The following is a 17,265-nucleotide window of genomic DNA, read 5'->3' on the forward strand; positions in this document are numbered from 1 at the left end:
GGGCTTTGGTTAACAGTTCCCAAGTCACCGCTGAGCAGGCGTGTGCGCCTGAGCAGGAGGCCGCTCCTACGTGCAGGGTCGGGTCTGGATGCGTAGTCCTGACAAGACCAATTGGCAGATCAACGCCTCCGCCTTCTCATAGTCCTTCTCCGTCAGTGCAGGTTTTCCCAGCAGCAGTGCAAACTGTGCCTCCTGGTCGGCGTAGGCCTGGGTGACTGACCAGATGATGAACATCAGGTGGGTGAAGTTGACCTTGGCGATGCGACCTTCTTTGGCCCAGCGCTCGAAGGTGCGCACTTCGGCTTTGAGGCGGGGGCCAACGCGCTCGGCAATGGCTTTGCCGTAACGTGGTGCACCGGCAATCACCTCTTTGGTGAATACCTTGGCGCCATCGGGGTGTTCGCGTGAGTAGCGCAGTTTGGCCTGGATGTATTGGCGCAGGGCGGCCTCTGGCTCGTTGCTGTGCGACAGGTCGTCCATACCCGCCAGCCATTGGTTCAGCACGTCGTCCAGCACGCGCTGGTACAGAGCCTCCTTGCTGGGAAAGTAATACAGCAGGTTGTGTCGGCTCAAGCCCGCTGCAGCAGCAATGTTCTCAAGGGATGCGCCCTCAAACCCAAACTGGGCGAAATGGCTCTGGGCTTGCTGGAGGATGCCGCGCTCTTTCAGTAAGCGTGATGGCTTAGGGGCTCGCGCGGTGGGCTCTGTGGTTGACGGGTTGGCAGGGGGCTGGGCTGCGGCGGTGCGTTGGTGTGCTGGGGATGGTTTAAGAGGGCGTGCGGCTGTCATTGCACCATTGTGGAACAAGCGCGGTCGCTAGAAGCTGGCACAGGCTTTGCTCTAAGGATTTTACCAATTGGTAAATTTTTACCGATGAGTAAATTGAACCACTGGCCGAGCACCGAGCGATTCAAACGCCGGGCATCGGCCACTCTACCGAGGACCACGATGAAACCTCCGGAAATTGCAAGCACTGGCATGCTTTGGCGCCAGGCTGTTACGCAGCGGCGGCGCCCTGCGCCAGCTTTGCCCTCACCCCACCCCTCTCCCACACTCCACCTTCCGGAGGCTCTCTGATGGACACACCCGCAAGCCGTGCCTGCGGCATTCATGCCGCTCGCCTGAACCTGGCCGACTACGCCGCAAACTTCAGCGACGCGCACCCGCCGCTCACCCGCCCCCAGGCGCTGATCGAGGCCGAGCGCTGCTACTACTGCCACGACGCACCTTGCGCCACGGCCTGCCCCACGGGTATCGACATCCCCTCTTTCATCCACCGCATTGCGCAGGACAACAACCGGGGCGCCGCCCGCGCCATCCTTGAGGCCAACCCTCTGGGGGGGATGTGTGCCCGCGTATGTCCCACCGAGGTGCTGTGCGAGCAGGCTTGCGTGCGCAACGCCAACGAAGACAAGCCGGTGGAGATCGGCTCGCTGCAGCGCTACGCTACGGATGCTTTCTTTGCCCAGCCGGGTGCACCCCTGTTCCAGCGCGCAGCCGCCACCGGCAAGCGCGTGGCCGTGGTGGGTGCAGGCCCTGCAGGCCTGGCCTGTGCGCATGGCCTGGCCGTGCGCGGCCATGACGTGGTGCTGTTCGAGGCGCGCCCCAAGCTCGGCGGTCTCAATGAATATGGCCTCGCCAGCTACAAGACCACCCACAACTTTGCACAGAAGGAAGTGGAGTGGCTGCTGTCCATCGGCGGCATCGAGGTGCGCACCGGCCAGCAACTGGGCCGTGACATCACGCTCGACAGCCTGCTGGGCGCGTACGACGCCGTGTTTTTGGGCCTGGGCCTGCAAGGTGTGAATGCGTTGGGCGTGGCCGAGCCCGCGGCCACTGGCTTGAGAAACGCGGTGGACTTCATCGCCGAGCTGCGCCAGAGCACCGATCTTTCCACCCTGCCCGTGGGCCGCCGCGTGGTGGTGATTGGCGGCGGCATGACAGCGGTGGACGCCGCCGTGCAGTCGCGCAAGCTGGGTGCGCAAGAAGTGACCATTGTCTACCGCCGCGGCGCTGACGCCATGTCGGCATCGGCGGTGGAGCAGCAATGGGCGCAGACGAACGGCGTGACCATCCGCCACTGGGCTGCACCCAAGGAGGTGCTGAGCGAGGGCGGAGCAGTGAAGGGCGTGCGTTTTGCCGCCACGGCGCTGAGCGGCGGCAAGCTGGTGGAAACCGGCGAGACGTTCACGCTGGATGCCGACATGGTGCTCAAGGCCATCGGCCAGACCTTTGTGGCTGAGCCTGTGGGCAAGAGCATTGCGCTGGAAGGCGGGCGCATCGTCACCGATGCCGAAGGCCAGACCAGCCTGCAGCGTGTTTGGGCCGGTGGAGACTGCCGCGTGGGCGGCCGCGACCTCACGGTCGAAGCGGTCGAGCACGGCAAGGTCGCCGCTGTCTCCATCCACGCCGCGCTGACGGCTCCCGTCGCCATGGCGGCCTGACCCGCAGCGGCAGCACCACCCCGCAACACCGCACAACACACGGGAGCACCCCATGGCAGACATTCGCAGCAATTTTCTGGGCATCCAAAGCCCCAATCCCTTCTGGCTGGCCTCCGCACCACCCACCGACAAAGAGATCAACGTCACCCGCGCCTTCGAGGCTGGCTGGGGCGGCGTGGTGTGGAAGACGCTGGGCGAAGACCCCTCGGTGGTCAACGTCAACGGCCCGCGCTACTCCACACTCATGTCGCAAGACCGGCGTGTGATTGGCCTGAACAACATCGAGCTGATCACCGACCGGCCGCTGCACACCAACCTCGAAGAGATCAAGCGCGTCAAGCGCAACTGGCCCGACCGCGCGATGATCGTCTCGCTGATGGTGCCCTGCGTGGAAGAGAGCTGGAAGAGCATTCTTCCCCTCGTCGAAGACACCGGCGCCGACGGCATCGAACTCAACTTCGGCTGCCCTCACGGAATGAGCGAGCGCGGCATGGGTGCGGCGGTGGGCCAGGTGCCTGAATACATTCAGATGGTCACCGCCTGGTGCAAGCACTACAGCAAGCTGCCGGTCATCGTGAAGCTCACCCCCAACATCACCGACGTGCGCCAGCCAGCGCGTGCGGCTAAGGCGGGCGGGGCGGATGCGGTGTCGCTCATCAACACCATCAACTCCATCATGGGTGTGGACCTGGACCGCATGGTGATGAGCCCGAGCACTGACGGCTGGGGCTCGCACGGCGGCTATTGCGGCCCCGCCGTCAAGCCCATTGCGCTCAACATGGTGGCGGAGATTGCGCGCGATGCGCAGACGGCCGGCCTGCCCATCAGCGGCATTGGCGGCATTACCACCTGGCGCGATGCGGCTGAATACATTGCCCTGGGCTGCGGCACGGTGCAGGTGTGCACCGCCGCCATGGTGTATGGCTTCAAGATCGTGCAGGACATGTGCGACGGGCTGTCGAACTTCATGGACGACCATGGATACGCCACGCTGGACGACTTCAAGGGCCAGGCCGTGCCTACCGTGAAGGACTGGAAGAACCTCAACCTCAACCACATTGAAAAAGCCGTCATCAACCAGGACGCATGCATCCAGTGTGGCCGCTGCCATGTGGTGTGTGAAGACACCTCGCACCAAGCCATCACCTTTACCAAAGAAGGCGGCGTGCGCAAGTTCGAGATCAACGAGGCAGAGTGCGTGGGCTGCAACCTGTGCGTGTCGATTTGCCCGGTGCCCGAATGCATCACCATGCGGGCGTTGGAGCCCGGTGAGGTGGACGTGCGCACCGGCAAAAAGGTGACCGGCGAATACGCCAACTGGACCACGCACGCGAACAACCCGATGCGCGTGGCAGCGTAACCTGAGCTTGCGTCTATCCAGCGGCGCATGCTTCGCCAGCGCAGGGGGCGCAGCCCGGCTGCGCTGGCTGCGCGCCACGCCAGCCGCCTTGCCAGTGCCTTGCCAGTGCCTTTGTCTCTGGTGTAGTTCTTGCGTGGGGCACTGCGGTATCGGTTTCGTTTTCCCCCGTGGGCTGCCGGTGTGCAGCGCGGGTTTTGTGCAAACCCTCTGAGGTCTTTGACAGGAGTTCCGGCATGACAAACAGTTCAGGCATCGCGGCCCCCATGGCAGGGCATGTGCCCAGTGCAGCGGGCAATCCGCTGGCCAACGAAGATTTGCTACCCACCACCCCCGCGCAGCGCCACTGGGGCTGGAAGGACTTTGCCGCCCTGTGGGTGGGTATGGTGGTTTGTGTGCCCACTTACACCATGGCCAGCTCCATGCTGGACCAGGGCTTTACCTGGCAAATGGCCGTATGGCTGGTGTTCGTGGCCAACTGCATCGTGTTGGTGCCCATGGTGTTGATTGGCCGCGTGGGCCCCAAATATGGCGTGCCGTTTCCGGTGCTGGCGCGGGCTTCGTTTGGTGTGAAGGGCGCCAACTTGCCTGCTGTGTTGCGCGGCCTGGTGGCGTGTGGTTGGTTTTCCATCAACTGCTACTTTGGGGCGCTGGCGCTGCACGGGTTTCTCAACATTCTGGGCATGAACCTCGCAGGCCCTGCCGATGGGCAGACCATCAGCACCTCGCAGTTCATGTGCTTCTTGGCTTTTTGGGCGGTGCACATCTGGTTCATCTGGAAGGGGCCTGAATCCATCCGCATGCTCGAAGTGATTGCCGCGCCGTTGATGATTGGCGCCTCGGTGCTGTTGGTGGTGGTGCTGATGATGAAGGTGCCATCAGGTCAGCTCTTTAACCTGCCTGCCAAGGTGGTCGAGGGTGGGCCCAAGACCTGGGCCGCGCTCACCGGGCTGGTGGGCTTTTGGGCCACGCTGGCGCTCAACATTCCGGACTTCACACGCTTTGCCAAGTCGCAGCGTGAGCAGACTCTGGGCCAGGCGATTGGCCTGCCCATTCCCATGGCGCTGTTCTCCATGGTGGGCGTGATTGGCTTCTCCGCCTCGGCCATCCTGTACGGCAAGGCGCAGCTGTTCCCCGATGGCCTGCTCACGCAGATGGGCAGCGTGGCCGCCGGTATTGGCTTGCTGGTGATTTTGTTGGCCAACCTTACGACCAATGTGGCGGCCAACCTGGTGTCGCCTTCGTATGACTTCAGCCAGTGCGCGCCGTCGAAGATCAGCTTTCGCATGGGCGGCATGATCGCCGCTCTCATCGGCTTGCTGTTCATGCCCTGGAAGCTGCTGGCCACATCGGGCGGCTACCTGTTCACTTGGCTGGGCGGCTACGGCACGCTGCTGGGCGCCATTGCGGGCATCTTGTTGGTGGACTACTACTTGGTGCGAAAGACCGAGTTGAAGGTGGACGACCTGTACCGCCGTGGCGGTGACTACGAATACTCCAACGGCTGGAACCTCCACGCGCTGGTGGCATTTGCCTTGGCGGTGTTGCCCTGCTTGCCAGGCTACCTCGCCGTGTCGGGCGTGATCGACAAGGCTTCGGTGGCCCCGTTGCTCCTGTCGCTGTTTGACTTTGGCTGGTTCTTCAGCCTGGCCGTGGCAGGCACCTATTACTACGTCACAGCCAAGAAGCAATGAGCCGTTTCATTGAACTGCTTGCATTGACTGCTTTACTGCCCACTTAGAAGGAGACCTCCATGACCGAAGCCCTACTGATCCGCGGTGGCACCGTGGTCAATGCAGACCGCGAACAAAAGGCCGATGTGCTGTGCATAGAGGGCCGTGTGGTGGCGGTTGGGGAGGGAGCTGCGGCGCAGGCCCCTGCTGGCACGCAGACGCTGGACGCCGGTGGGCAGTACGTGCTGCCCGGTGGCATCGACCCGCACACGCACATGCAGCTGCCGTTCATGGGTACCGTCACCATGGACGACTTCTTCACTGGCACGGCCGCCGCGCTGGCGGGCGGCACCACCAGCATCATCGACTTCGTGATCCCCGACCCGCAAGAGCCGTTGATGGACGCCTACCGCAAGTGGCGCGGCTGGGCCGAAAAGTCGGCGGCCGACTATTCCTTCCACGTCGCCATCACCTGGTGGAGTGAGCAGGTGCGCACCGACATGGGCACGCTGGTGCAGGAAGAAGGCGTGAACAGCTTCAAGCACTTCATGGCCTACAAGAACGCCATCATGTGCGACGACGAAACCCTGGTGAACAGCTTCAAGCGCGCACTCGAACTCGGGGCCATGCCCACGGTGCATGCCGAAAACGGCGAGCTGGTGTACCTGCTGCAGCAAGAGGTCGCCAAGATGGGCATCACCGGCCCCGAGGGCCACCCGCTCTCGCGCCCGCCCATGGTCGAGGCCGAGGCCGCCAACCGCGCTATCGCGATTGCCGACGTGCTGGGCGTGCCCATCTACGTGGTGCATGTGAGCTGCATGGAATCGGCCGACGCCATTGCCCGCGCCCGTGCGCGCGGCCAGCGGGTGTATGGCGAGGTGCTGGCGGGCCATCTGCTGGTGGACGACAGCGTGTACCGCGACCCCGACTTTGCCAAGGCCGCTGCCTATGTGATGAGCCCACCCTTCCGCCCCAAGGGCCACCAGGAGGCGCTGTGGCGCGGCCTGCAGTCGGGCCAGCTGCACACCACAGCCACGGACCACTGCACCTTTTGTGCCGCGCAAAAGGCCATGGGCAAGGAGAACTTCGCCAAGATACCCAACGGCACGGGCGGCGTGGAAGAGCGCATGGCTGCGCTGTGGGACGGTGGCGTGAACACGGGGCGCCTCACGCCCAGCGAGTTCGTGGCCATCACCTCGGCCAATGCGGCCAAGCTGTTCAACATCTACCCGCGCAAGGGCTTCATTGGCGAAGGCGCCGATGCCGACCTGGTGCTGTGGGACCCCCAAGGCACCAAGACCTTCTCGGCCCAAACCCAGTTCAGCAAGGGTGACTTCAACATCTTTGAAGGCCGCACCGTGCGCGGCATCCCCAGCCACACCATCAGCCAGGGCCGGGTGGTGTTTGCCAATGGCGACCTGCGGGCGGAGCAGGGCAAAGGCCGCTACATCAAGCGCCCGGCGTTTGGCGCCAACTTCCAGGCCGTGCAAAGGCGCGCGCAGGACCTGGCGCCCGCGGCAGTGGCGCGCGGTTGATCCGGGCGCTGCCGCAGGCATCCATCCGATTTGGAGCTTCCCCAATCCGTTCAGCCTGAGCCTGTCGAAGGCCGTCACTGCCCAGGCTTCGACAGGCTCAGCCCGAACGGGTGGTGAGTGAATCAGCATTTCAGACATCCCCTGGAGAACACCATGGACACGAAAGTCAAACCCAACATCGAAAACCTACGCATCAACGGCCAGCGCCTGTGGGATTCGCTCATGGAGCTGGCGCAGATCGGCGCCACGCCCAAAGGCGGCGTGTGCCGCCTGACCCTCACCGACCTCGATAAACAAGGCCGCGACCTCGTCACCCGCTGGGCGCGCGAGGCGGGCATGACCGTCACCATCGACAAGATCGGCAACGGCTTCATGCGCCGCCCTGGCCGCAACAACAATTTGCCGCCCATCATGACCGGCAGCCACATCGACACCCAGCCCACCGGCGGCAAGTTCGACGGCAACTACGGCGTGCTGGCGGGCATTGAGGTGGTGCGCACGCTCAACGACCACGGCATTGAGACCGAAGCCCCCATCGAGGTCGCGTTCTGGACCAACGAAGAAGGCAGCCGCTTTGTGCCCGTGATGATGGGCTCGGGCGTATTTGCCAAAGCCTTCACGCTGGAACATGCCTACGCTGCCACCGACACCGAAGGCAAAACAGTCAAAGGCGAACTCGAGCGCATCGGCTACATCGGCGAGCAAGAACCCGGCGACCACCCCATTGGGGCCTACTTTGAAACCCACATCGAGCAAGGCCCGGTGCTGGAAGACAACGACAAGACCATTGGCGTCGTGGAGGGCGTGCTCGGCATCCGCTGGTTTGACTGCACGGTGACCGGCATGGAAGCCCACGCAGGCCCCACGCCCATGGCGCTGCGCAAGGACGCGATGCTGGCCGCCACCCGCATCATGCAAGACGTGGTGGCCGCTGCCCACCGCCACCCGCCCCATGGGCGCGGCACCGTGGGCATGGTGCAGGTCTTCCCCAACAGCCGCAACGTGATACCGGGCCGGGTCAAGTTCAGCATCGACCTGCGCAACAGCACCGACGCGCTGGTGGATGCCATGGTGGCCGAGGTCAAAGCCTTGGCCGACCAGGTGGCCCAAGAGCATGGCGTACAGGTGCATATTGACCTCGTCTCTAGCTACCCGGCGCAGCAGTTTCATGCCGAATGCGTGGATGCCGTGGGCCGTGCGGCGGCCAAGCTGGGGTACAGCCACATGCCAGCGGTCTCGGGTGCGGGGCACGACGCGGTGTACATGGCCAAGCTGGCACCGTCCGGGATGATCTTCATCCCCTGCAAGGACGGGATCAGCCACAACGAGATAGAGGACGCCAAGCCGGAGCACATTGAGGCGGGGTGCAATGTGCTGCTGCATGCCATGCTGGAGCGGGCTTTGGTTTGATTTTGCTATTGAAAATATAGCTGCTAGCGCTTTGCCTTAAAGCGCTAGCGCCTGTTTTTAATAGAAATTCTGCGGAGGTCGGCCGGACCGGTGTTGGCCGTGAAGGGCGCGTGTGCACCGCTGCGCTGGTCACGCTGTCCAAAGGCTGCAGGGAGTCTTCCTTTGCCTTCGGTCAAAAAGTGCATGGAAAAAAGCGCGGGTTGTGAGAATATGTAAAAGCCTTTGACGGCTTTTTGAGCAGGCCCTTGGCCTCAGGCTTTCTCTCAGCCCTTTTTGCGTACCGAACGCGCTGCTTCTCATGCTTGTTCCCGCTCAAATGCCCAATTCGTCGGGCGCCCTTGTCTTTGTCCAGCCGCTGCGCTGGCGGGTGTGAGGCTATGCCCCGTGGCTTCCTCTAGGCCTTCCGGCAATCCCCCATCGTCGTCCGCCGACGCGCTGAATGTGCCGGACGCTCTGGCGCTGGCTGAGCGGGCCCTGCGCTACGCCGCGCTGGAGTGGCTGTCGCGCCCCGTGTGGGTGTTCGACATCGACCACAAGCGGGTGCATTGGGCCAACACCGCCGCGCTGTCGGTGTGGCAGGCTGCATCGTTGCAAGCGCTGTGTGTGCGGGACATGGGGCGCGACATGTCGGGCTCTGTGGCCCAGCGGCTGGCCCAGTACCAGAGCGACTTTGCCGCCTCGGATGCAAGCTTCAACGAGCAGTGGACGGTGTACCCAGACGGGGTGCCGGTGTCGCTCAATGTGCGCTTCAGCGGCCACTGGCTGCCCGATGGGCGCATGTGCATGCTGTGCGAGGCCGAGCCCGTGGGCAGCGTGGCGCCCGAATCCCTGCGCTCGGTCGAGGCGCTGCTGCACACTGCGGTGATGATCACGTTGTACGGGCAAGACGGCCACGCGTTGTACCGCAACCCGGCGGCGCGCGCCGCCGTGTTCCAGCCCGACGAACGCCTGGAGGACCGCGTGGGCGACCCGGCGGCCTATGCCGCGCTGGCGGCCAGCCTGGCCAGCCGAGGGGTAGGCACCTTGACCTTGTCGGTGCCCACGCCCACTGGGCAGCGCTGGCACGAGCTATCGGCCCGCCAGTGCCGCGACGCAGTGACAGGGCAACACGCCGTGCTGGTGAGCGAAGCGGACATCAGCGCCATCAAGCGCACCGAAGAACGGGCCAACTTCCAGGCGCTGCACGACGCCCTCACCGGGCTGCCCAACCGCACGCACTTCATGCAGCGCTTTGCCTGGGCGGTGTCCGAGGCCCAGGCACAGGGGCAAGAGGTAGCGCTGCTGTTCATTGACCTGGACCATTTCAAGGACGTGAACGACACCCTGGGGCACGCGGCGGGTGACCAGTTGCTGGTGACCATGGCTCAGCGCCTGCGCCACGCCAAGCGCAGCACCGACATGGTGGCGCGCTGGGGTGGCGATGAGTTTTTGGTGCTGGTGATGTCGCCCGACATCCGCAAAGACCTGGCGGCGCTGCACGACCGCATTGCAGCTGCTGTGGCCACGCCGGTGCGCATTGGTGACGTGGACGCCCGCGTGACCCCCAGCGTGGGCGTGGCACTTTACCCGCGCGATGGCGACACCATCGAGATCCTGCTGCGCAATGCCGACCTGGCCATGTACGCCGCCAAGGAGCGGGGACGCGACACCATGGCGTTTTATGACGAGCACATGGCGCAAACCGTGCGCAGCCGCACCGAGCTGGAGGCGGAGCTGCGCCAGGCCCTGGCGCGCCAGGAGTTCGAGGTGTACTACCAGCCGCGCGTGGCAGCGGGCAGCAACGCCATCATGGGGGTCGAAGCACTGGTGCGTTGGAACCACCCGCGCCTGGGGCTGGTGTCGCCCGATCAGTTCATCCCCCTGTGCGAAACCACCGGGCTCATCCGGCAACTGGGGCTGTGGGTGTTTGCCCGCGCTGCGCAGCAGCAGGTGGCGTGGGCGGCGCAGGGGTTTGACATGGTGGTGTCGGTCAACCTGTCGGCCCGCCAGTTCATGCACCCCGAGCTGCTGGCCGACCTGACCCGGGCGCTGCAGCAAGCGGGCGCAGACCCCACGCGGCTGGAGGTGGAGATCACCGAATCCATGCTCCTGGGGCACGACCCACGGCAGCTGGCGGTGCTGCAGTCCATGGCCGCGTTGGGGCTGTCGATTGCGCTCGATGACTTTGGCACGGGTTACTCCAACCTGGCCTACCTGCAGCGCTTTCCCATCCACACCCTCAAGATCGACAAGACCTTCATCCAGGGCTCGGACGCCAACCGCTCGCTGGCCGAGTTGATCGTGTCGCTGTGCCAGCTGATGAAGCTCACGGCCGTGGCCGAAGGGGTGGAGACACAGGAGCAACTGGACTGGGTGGTGGCGCAGGGCATTGCGCAGTACCAGGGCTACCTGTATGCCCGGCCTTTGCCGGTGGAGCAGTTCACGGCCCGCCTTCACGGCTGCGCACCGACGGCCGAGTAGCCATTCACCCACTTTTGCGTGTGGGCGCTGCGTTTATGCCACAGGGTGTGGAGGTAAGTGCTTGCATATCACAACAGCGTGACATCTCGGTGTATCGTCTGGTTACCTTTTCACCTCCTTTGAGATCACGCAAGCATGAAGCTGAAAACCCGAATCCTGTGGCTGTGCGCCGCCACCCTGCTGGGCCTGGTGGTGTTGTCGGCCGTGGCGCTCACCACGCTGTACCAGTCGATGATGAAAGAGCGCACCGCGCAGCTGTCCAACCTGGTGGTGCTGGCCCATGCGGCCGCGCAAAAGGCCCATGACAAGGAAAAAAGTGGGGCCTTGTCGCGCGAAGACGCTATCAAGGAAGCGGCCCGCATCATTGGTAGCTTTGTGGACAAGGACAAGTACTTTTTTGTGCGTGGCTACAGCAACGATGTGAACTACGTCCACCCCAACCCCAAGCGCATCGGCATCGTCGATGAAAAGGGGGGGAAGGAAGCCGGTGTGCGTTACCGCGCGGCACTGCAGGGTGTCACCATCGGAACCGTCACGGCGCCTGGCACCCGCCCTGGCGCCAAGGAGCCGGTCGACAAGCTCTACGCCATCATCAAGTTCGAGCCCTGGGACTGGATCATCGGCTTTGGCGACTATGTGGACGACATCGAAAATGCCTTCTGGCGCAACACGGCCATCTTGCTGTCGATTGGCGCGGTGCTGATGCTGGTGATCGCCCTGATGGCCTGGCAAATGCTGCGCACCCTGGTGCACCAATTGGGTGGCGAGCCGCAGTACGCCGCCGACGTGGTCACGCAGATCGCCGAGGGCAACCTGGCAGTGGATGTGCAGACGCTGCCGGGCGACACCACCAGCATCCTGCATGCCATTCGCGCTATGCGCGACAACCTGGCCCACCTGGTGCGCCAGGTGCGCGACAGCACCGACTCCATCACCACGGCATCGTCCGAAATCGCCTCAGGCAATGGCGACCTGTCAGCCCGCACCGAATCGCAGGCCAGCGCGCTGCAGGAGACCGCCGCGTCCATGGAGCAGCTGACTTCGACCGTGCAGCAAAACGCCGCCAATGCGCGCCGTGCCGACGAGCTGGCGCGTGCCGCCTCAGACATGGCGGTGCGCGGGGGCGAGGTGGTGCATGAAGTGGTGGGCACCATGAGTTCCATCAACCAGTCCTCGCGCAAGATCGTGGACATCATCAGCGTGATCGATGGCATCGCCTTCCAGACCAACATCCTGGCGCTGAACGCTGCCGTGGAAGCCGCCCGTGCAGGCGAGCAAGGCCGTGGCTTTGCTGTGGTGGCCAGCGAGGTGCGGGGCCTGGCCCAGCGCAGCGCAGCCGCGGCCAAAGAGATCAAGGCCCTCATCGACGACTCGGTGGCCAAGGTGGGATTGGGCACGGAGCTGGTGGAGCGCGCCGGCACCACCATGGGCGAGGTGGTGACTGGCGTTCAGAGTGTGACGGCGATGGTGGGCCAGATCAGTGCCGCCAGCAGCGAGCAAAGCGCTGGCATCGCTCAGGTGAATCAGGCCGTCGCCCAGATGGACCAGAACACCCAGCAGAACGCGGCTTTGGTAGAGGAAGCGCTGGCTGCCGCCCAGTCTCTCAGCCACCAGGCCGTGGCCTTGTCGCAAACGGTGGGCAAGTTCCGCGTGGGGTGAGTGAGCACCCCTGAGAGCCTGTTTACGATCTCCCAGGGGTCGCGCAGCGGTCTTTGCGGGATGGGATGCAAGGCGCGGTGCGCAGTGGATAGCCCGGCTATCCACAAGCGCCGCCACGCCGCAGACCGCCCGCAAAGGCCACTGCCCGAAGGGTTGGAGCGAAATCGGGTGATTGGACGCCCCAGCTGCTCGCATGGGCATGAGCCCATGCGGCGCATCCGACGCATCCACTCATCCCGATTGCGCGCCAACGCGATCCCCTGCGAGATCGTAAACAGGCTCTAAGTCGCTTCGCGCCTTCCCCCTCTCTGACATTGCTGCGCAATGCGGAGGGGGACGCCCCTGGTGCGGCGGGGCGGCCCTTGCACGGGGGCACCGGTCTGGGGCCGCGTCCGTTTTAGCCGCTAAGCCCGTTTCGTACTGCTGAGCTTTTCGCTGGACATCAATGCGCCTGTCAGTCCCAAAAAGTGGTCCAGCATGTGGAAGTGGTCTTCAAAGAACTCCTCCTCCATGCCCGCCAGCTGGTCGATACGTGTCCACTGCACCAGCGCGGCATCGTCATCGGCCTGCACCACCGGAAACGGCGCATCCCCCAGGTCAAAGTAGTGCGCATGCGTCAGCGTGCGCCCGCGCTGGCTGCGGTCGGGGTGGTCGAATACGGCCACCGATTGCAAGGCGGCCTGCATGGTGGCCTCGGGCAGGTGGCAGTGGGTCTCTTCCACCAGCTCGCGCAGGCACGACTGCCACACGGTTTCGCGCTGTTCGATGAAGCCGCCGGGTACTGCCAGCTGCCCTTTGCCGGGGGCGTGGGCGCGGCGGATCAGCAGCACGTGGTTTTGGCAACGCAGCACGGCGTCCACGGTGACGAACACGGGCGGGTAAGGCGCTTTGGACCAGGCTTCGCGGTAGCCGCGCAACATGCGCCACTCTTGCTGCAGCGCCGTGTAGTGTGGGGTCTGGGCCAGGGCCTGCAACTGCGCCAGCGTGCTGGCCGGGATGTCTGCATCCAGTGGCGACAGTGCTTCGCCCACGGTGTCTGCGGTGGCGCCAAAGTAGGCGTCGCGGATGGTGGTGGCGTCCATGCTGCCCTGGCGGGGCAGGTCGATGAGGGACCAGCCCGGGAAGGCGCGCAGGTAGCTGCTGGTGGCGTCTTTGAAATGGCCCACCAGCGCGATGTGCGCACCGGGCTGCGTGCGCTCGGCTACACCGGCGCGCACGGCCTGGACCCACACGGCTTCGTTGTAGTAGTCGCGCACCGGCAGCACTTGCACGCGTGCGCGGTCCGCCTCAGGCAATGTGCCCAGCAGCATGGCCTGGCGTTCTTGCCAGGTGAAGGGGTTCTTGGGCGAGCGGGCCTGCCAGGCCGATCCCACCACCACGATGACCTGGGGCGCCTGCCGCAGGGCCTCTTGCAACAGAGCCAGGTGGCCGCTGTGCACGGGTTCAAAGCGGCCGATGAGGAGGGCGGTGTCGTGCATGGGTCTCCAGTGCTTTTGATCAAAATAGGGCTCTTGCGCTTGATAGATAAGCGCAAGCAGCTATTGTTTTTGTAGTGATTTTAAGCGGCGGGGGCTGGCAACTTTGCAACGCCTCGGTGTGTGTACACCCCCACCCGTTCACGCTGAGCCTGTCGAAGCGCGGCGCAGCGCCATGGCAGGCGCGGTCAGAGCGGTGGGGGAACCCCTCCAACGAACCGTTCAGCCTGAGCTTTTCGAAGGCCGTCATGGCCATGTGCCCTGGCTTCGACAAGCTCAGCCCGAACGGGTGGGGGAGGGCATGCATGGTGAGGGGCTCCATCACACCATCACACATACCGCGCCGCTATTGGCATCTGCCGCCCGCTGCCAAAGGCCCGGGCCCGCACGCGCACGATGGGCGGGGCCTGGCGGCGCTTGTACTCGTTGCGCGCCACCATCTGGCGCACGCGCTGCACCAGTGCGCGGCCTGCATCGCCCAGCTGCAACTGGGCCACGAAGGCTTCTGCCGCTGCGTGCTCCGCCGTAGAAAGCCGGTCGCCTTCGATGAGCAGCTTGAGCACTTCGTCCAGCACCGGGTAGGGCGGCAGGCTGTCTACATCGCGCTGGCCGGGGGCCAGTTCTGCAGACGGCTCCTTGTCGATGATGGCCTGAGGAATCAGCTCGCGCCCGGCGTGTGCGTTGACGTGGCGCGACAGGGCAAACACTTCGGTCTTATAGAGATCGCCAATCAGGCCCAGGCCGCCGTTGGTGTCGCCGTACAGCGTGCAGTAGCCGACCGAGATTTCGCTCTTATTGCCCGTGGTGAGCAGCAGGTGGCCGAAGGCGTTGGAGTACTCCATCAACACCGTGCCGCGAATGCGCGCCTGCAAATTTTCGAGTGGCAAGCCCGCCAGCGGCTGGCCAAAGCTGTCCTCAAACTGCTGCGCGTAGCCTGCCACCAACTCGGCAATCGGGTGCGTGAAGAGCCGCACGCCCAGGTTCTGGCACAGCGCTACCGAATCATCGACCGAGCCGCTGCTGGAGTAGCGCGAGGGCATGGTCACGCCCACGACGTTGTCGGCACCCAGCGCCTCCACGGCGAGCGCCAGCGTCAGCGCGCTGTCGATGCCGCCCGAGCTGCCCACCACCGCTTGCTTGAAGCCGCAGCGCCGCGCGTAGTCGCGCAAGCCCAGCACGATTTGCTGGCGGTAGAAGTCCATGGTGGGCAGGCCCTCGGCGGGCACGTTTGCGGGGGCTGCGCCATCGGCGGTGCGGAAGTGACCGTTGTCAAACTGCAGGGTGCGTACATCCTCCACAAAGCGCGCGGCTTCAAACACCACGCCCGCATCGGGCTCGGCAGCAAACGAAGCGCCGTCGTACACCAGCTGGTCGTGCCCACCGATCTGGTTCACGTACAGGATGGGCAGGCCGTGTCGGCGCGCGGCGTCGGCAAAGATCTGGTGGCGCTGCTCACGCTTGCCAATGTGGCTGGGGCTGGCGTTGATGCTCACCACCAGGTCGGGCGCGGCGTCGGCCATGCGCTCGAACGGGTTGGTGGCGTAGTCGGCACCGTGGTCGTTCCAGCCGTCTTCACAGATCAGCAAGCCGACTTGCGCGCTGCCGATGCGCAGCACCTTGGCCACGTCGGGGCCGGGCTCGAAGTGGCGGCGCTCGTCAAAGATGTTGTAGGTGGGCAGCAGTTGCTTGGCGTACTGCAGGCGCACGGCGCCGCCCTGCAGCACAAGCAGGCTGTTGTGCAGCTTTTTGCCCGGGCCTTGCGCGGGTGTGGGCGCGCCCACCACCCAGTGCAATTGCGGTAGGGCGGCAGAGGCCTGCTGCAGCGTGGCCAGGCCTGCTTCAATCCGCTGCTGAAAACTGGTTTCCTCCAGTTGGTCGCCGGGGTAGTAGCCGCACAGCGAGAGTTCGCTGAACACAATGAGGTCGGCTTGCTCGCGGGCCGCTTGCTGTGCCGCCTGCACCATGCGGGCCACGTTACCTTCGATGTCGCCGACGGTGAGGTTGAGTTGGGCGAGGGTGATGCGCAGCATGGTCAGTCCTTCACTTGGAACACTTGGCGCAAATAAGCCAAGTAGGTTTCATCGTCACACAGCGTTTTGCCGGGCGTGTCTGACAGCTTGGCCACGGGCTGCCCGTTGGCGTGCGTGAGCTTCATCACGATGTTCAGCGGCTTGTGGTCTGCACCCATGTCGTTGGTGAGGTTGGTGCCAATGCCAAAGCCCAGCTGCGTGCGGTCGCCAAAGTGGCGGTACAGCATCAGGGCGCGCTCCAGGTCCAGTCCGTCAGAGAACACCAGCCGCTTGGTGTGCGCGTCGATGCGCAGCTTGGCGTAGTGCGCCAGGGCTTTTTCGCCCCAGGCCACCGGGTCGCCCGAGTCGTGCCGCAGGCCGTCGAACAGCTTGGCGAAGTACAGGTCAAAGTCAGCCAGAAAGGCGTCCATGCCCACGGTGTCGGTCAGTGCAATGCCCAGGTCGCCACGGTATTCCTGCACCCAGTCTTCGAGCGCGGCCTTTTGAAAGTCGCGCAGCCGCACGCCCAGCGCCTGGTAGGTCTGCAGGTATTCATGCGCCATGGTGCCGATGGGCACCAGGCCCAGGTCGCGTGCCAGCAGCACGTTGCTGGTGCCCTTGAACCACTGCGGCGTTTGCTGCGCAAAGGTCTGCACTACCTCCTGCTGCCACGCGCCGCTGTAGCGGCGGCGCAGGCCAAAGTCGAACAGCTCGAACGGGTGGCGCAGCGTGGCCTGCTGCGCCAGGGCCTGCAGTTGCTGCACTTTGGCGGCCAGGCGCGTGCGGCCTTGGGCCAGTGCTTGGGCTGCGTCAAAGCGGCGGAAGTACAGCTCGTTGACGATGGCCAGCACAAAGATCTCAAACCCCATCACATGCACCTGCGGGCCGCGCGCCACGATGTGCAGCTGATCGCCCTCAGCCCAGGCGCTGATGAAGTTGCGCTGAAACTGAAACAGCCGCAGGAAGTCCACGAAGTCGCTCTTGATGTAGCGCAGGCCGCCCACGTAGGCCAGTTCGCCCTGCGTAAAGCGCAGTGTGCACAGGTGGTCCAGCGCGGCGTTCACCTCGGGCAGCAGTTCGGCCAACGGGTAGGCCGGGGTGTTGCGGCACACAAAGCGGTATTCGCTCTGCGTTTGCGGGTGGCGGTGTAGCAGCGCCTGCCACATGGTGAACTTGTAGAGGTCGGTGTCGAGCAGGCTGTTGATGATGGGTTGCATGGTGATGCTCATTGATTGATAGCTGC

Annotated in this window: 11 protein-coding genes; 7 read left to right on the plus strand and 4 right to left on the minus strand. The window is 64.4% G+C overall.

Translation table 11 applies throughout. From position 1 onward, the window contains the following. Window positions 1–66 precede the first annotated feature (66 nt). A complete protein-coding gene (locus tag C8C98_RS11950; RefSeq protein WP_121454459.1) occupies window positions 67–789 on the minus strand; it encodes a TetR family transcriptional regulator C-terminal domain-containing protein in 723 nt (240 codons plus the stop codon). Window positions 790–1,076: 287 nt separating this feature from the next. Here C8C98_RS11950 and C8C98_RS11955 point away from each other — a divergent pair, with 287 nt between their 5' ends. The 7 genes from C8C98_RS11955 (at window position 1,077) to C8C98_RS11985 (ending at window position 12,538) form a co-directional block, all read left to right on the plus strand. Then, the gene (locus C8C98_RS11955) at window positions 1,077–2,444 is read left to right on the plus strand and encodes an NAD(P)-dependent oxidoreductase (protein ID WP_121454460.1); all 1,368 of its coding nucleotides are present in this window, start codon (window positions 1,077–1,079) and stop codon (window positions 2,442–2,444) included. A 52-nt stretch (window positions 2,445–2,496) separates the two neighbouring features. Further along, window positions 2,497–3,804, plus strand: coding sequence for an NAD-dependent dihydropyrimidine dehydrogenase subunit PreA (gene preA, locus C8C98_RS11960; RefSeq protein WP_121454461.1), 1,308 nt, complete (start codon window positions 2,497–2,499; stop codon window positions 3,802–3,804). A 233-nt stretch (window positions 3,805–4,037) separates the two neighbouring features. Continuing rightward, window positions 4,038–5,495 (plus strand): NCS1 family nucleobase:cation symporter-1, encoded by a 1,458-nt coding sequence (locus C8C98_RS11965; protein ID WP_121454462.1) that lies wholly within the window; start codon window positions 4,038–4,040, stop codon window positions 5,493–5,495. A gap of 59 nt (window positions 5,496–5,554) precedes the next feature. Next, window positions 5,555–7,009 (plus strand): dihydropyrimidinase, encoded by a 1,455-nt coding sequence (gene hydA / locus C8C98_RS11970; RefSeq protein ID WP_121454463.1) that lies wholly within the window; start codon window positions 5,555–5,557, stop codon window positions 7,007–7,009. A gap of 153 nt (window positions 7,010–7,162) precedes the next feature. Then, a complete protein-coding gene (locus C8C98_RS11975; RefSeq protein WP_121454464.1) occupies window positions 7,163–8,419 on the plus strand; it encodes a Zn-dependent hydrolase in 1,257 nt (418 codons plus the stop codon). A gap of 384 nt (window positions 8,420–8,803) precedes the next feature. After that, window positions 8,804–10,879, plus strand: coding sequence for a bifunctional diguanylate cyclase/phosphodiesterase (locus C8C98_RS11980; RefSeq protein WP_233574528.1), 2,076 nt, complete (start codon window positions 8,804–8,806; stop codon window positions 10,877–10,879). A 135-nt stretch (window positions 10,880–11,014) separates the two neighbouring features. Next, the gene (locus tag C8C98_RS11985; RefSeq protein WP_121454465.1) at window positions 11,015–12,538 is read left to right on the plus strand and encodes a methyl-accepting chemotaxis protein; all 1,524 of its coding nucleotides are present in this window, start codon (window positions 11,015–11,017) and stop codon (window positions 12,536–12,538) included. Window positions 12,539–12,942: 404 nt separating this feature from the next. Here C8C98_RS11985 and C8C98_RS11995 read toward each other — a convergent pair whose 3' ends face one another. From C8C98_RS11995 to pncB, 3 genes are all read right to left on the minus strand, one after another. Next, window positions 12,943–14,016: a bifunctional nicotinamide-nucleotide adenylyltransferase/Nudix hydroxylase gene (locus tag C8C98_RS11995; protein WP_121454466.1), complete on the minus strand. Its 1,074-nt coding sequence runs from the start codon at window positions 14,014–14,016 to the stop codon at window positions 12,943–12,945. Between the two features lie 326 nt (window positions 14,017–14,342). Beyond that, window positions 14,343–16,043, minus strand: coding sequence for an NAD+ synthase (locus C8C98_RS12000; protein ID WP_121454467.1), 1,701 nt, complete (start codon window positions 16,041–16,043; stop codon window positions 14,343–14,345). Window positions 16,044–16,045: 2 nt separating this feature from the next. Beyond that, window positions 16,046–17,239 (minus strand): nicotinate phosphoribosyltransferase, encoded by a 1,194-nt coding sequence (gene pncB / locus C8C98_RS12005; protein WP_121456220.1) that lies wholly within the window; start codon window positions 17,237–17,239, stop codon window positions 16,046–16,048. Window positions 17,240–17,265 lie beyond the last annotated feature (26 nt).

Origin of the sequence: Acidovorax sp. 106 (genome assembly GCF_003663825.1) — a bacterium.
Lineage (GTDB): Bacteria > Pseudomonadota > Gammaproteobacteria > Burkholderiales > Burkholderiaceae_C > Acidovorax.

Coding starts and splice junctions, on each gene's coding strand:
- pncB (WP_121456220.1), bottom strand. CDS start 17,239: ATGCAACCCATCATCAACAGCCTGCTCGACACCGACCTCTACAAGTTC.
- C8C98_RS11985 (WP_121454465.1), top strand. CDS start 11,015: ATGAAGCTGAAAACCCGAATCCTGTGGCTGTGCGCCGCCACCCTGCTG.
- hydA (WP_121454463.1), top strand. CDS start 5,555: ATGACCGAAGCCCTACTGATCCGCGGTGGCACCGTGGTCAATGCAGAC.
- C8C98_RS12000 (WP_121454467.1), bottom strand. CDS start 16,043: ATGCTGCGCATCACCCTCGCCCAACTCAACCTCACCGTCGGCGACATC.
- C8C98_RS11995 (WP_121454466.1), bottom strand. CDS start 14,016: ATGCACGACACCGCCCTCCTCATCGGCCGCTTTGAACCCGTGCACAGC.
- C8C98_RS11950 (WP_121454459.1), bottom strand. CDS start 789: ATGACAGCCGCACGCCCTCTTAAACCATCCCCAGCACACCAACGCACC.
- C8C98_RS11975 (WP_121454464.1), top strand. CDS start 7,163: ATGGACACGAAAGTCAAACCCAACATCGAAAACCTACGCATCAACGGC.
- preA (WP_121454461.1), top strand. CDS start 2,497: ATGGCAGACATTCGCAGCAATTTTCTGGGCATCCAAAGCCCCAATCCC.
- C8C98_RS11965 (WP_121454462.1), top strand. CDS start 4,038: ATGACAAACAGTTCAGGCATCGCGGCCCCCATGGCAGGGCATGTGCCC.
- C8C98_RS11955 (WP_121454460.1), top strand. CDS start 1,077: ATGGACACACCCGCAAGCCGTGCCTGCGGCATTCATGCCGCTCGCCTG.